We start from the raw sequence: 1,082 nt of genomic DNA on the forward strand, positions 1-1,082 counted from the left end.
CTCGAAGAAGTCGCAGGCCAGTAGCGCGTCGGCCTGGGAGCGAAGCAAGGCCGACCAGGTCGTCGAGGTGCGCTTGGCAGCCGGGTCGATTCCGGCGTCCTTGAGGATCTGCCACACCGTGGAGGCTTCGACCTTGATGCCGAGCACGAGGAGTTCGCCGTGGATGCGTCGGTACCCCCAGGCGGAGTTCTCGCGTGCCAGGCGCAGCACCAGTAGCCGGATCGAGCGGATGGTTCGTGGTCGGCCGGGACGCTTGGGACGGGATCTGGCTGCGTGGCGGCGTGCGATGAGGTCTCGGTGCCACCGCAGCACCGTCTCCGGACGGACCAGCAGTCGAAGCCGGCGAAGCGTGTCGACGGGAAGTCGGTGCAGCAGTGCCGCGAGGAACGCCCGGTCGCCGGGAAAGAACCGCGGACGGTCCCTGCCCAGTTGGCGTTCCAGGACGGTGATCCGGTGCCGCAGCGCCAGGATCTCCACGTCCTTGTCCCGATCGCTCATGGGCAGCAGGCGCAGCAACGCGAAGGCGTTGGCCACGCCCAGGTAGGCCAGTCGAAGCAGCACAGCCGGTCATCGTGCCGCGCTGGTCGACGTTACGGCGGATGGCAGTTCCCGCGCGTGAGCGCTTCGAGGTCTTGAGCTTCATACGCTCTCTACCTGCATGGATGAGGTTATCGGCAGGTACAAGGTCAGCGCCTATCCAGCTCCTGCGCATAGCTCACCCTCGGCGCATTTCGCTGAGAAAACCTCAATAAGTCACGAGTATTGGACCCAGGACCGCGAAGTGGCGGCAGCCCTGGCCGAGAATCCCGGCTGGGCCCGGCGGACCGGGAATGGGCCCGCGTCGCGGTGGAGCGGTGAGGCGGGGCGGCAGGCAGGTCAGGGCTCCCCGGCTCCCTCATCGCGCGCCTGCCAGGCCTTGAGCCTCGCAGAGAGGTCGTCCCGACCATATCCATTAAAGATGCGCTCCAACACCTCTGCCAGATGGGTCTTCACAGCCGGATCAGGTGTTGCCAACACGTCGTCAACAAGCCGCCCTGGGGAATCCGGAACGTCTTCGGGCGCGAGGGCGTCCCGCGCCGTCT

The 1,082-nt window shown here is 66.6% G+C and carries 1 protein-coding gene and 1 pseudogene; both read right to left on the bottom strand.

All coding sequences use genetic code 11. The annotated features are described in order from the left end of the window. Positions 1 to 534: helix-turn-helix domain-containing protein (locus AB0G02_RS39805; protein ID WP_360805590.1), on the bottom strand; the 534-nt coding region annotated here is incomplete at its 3' end. Between the two features lie 342 nt (positions 535 to 876). Further along, positions 877 to 1,082 (bottom strand): annotated as a pseudogene (locus tag AB0G02_RS39810) (hypothetical protein); the annotation flags it as partial.

Source organism: Actinosynnema sp. NPDC023658, from assembly GCF_040639995.1.
GTDB lineage: Bacteria > Actinomycetota > Actinomycetes > Mycobacteriales > Pseudonocardiaceae > Actinosynnema.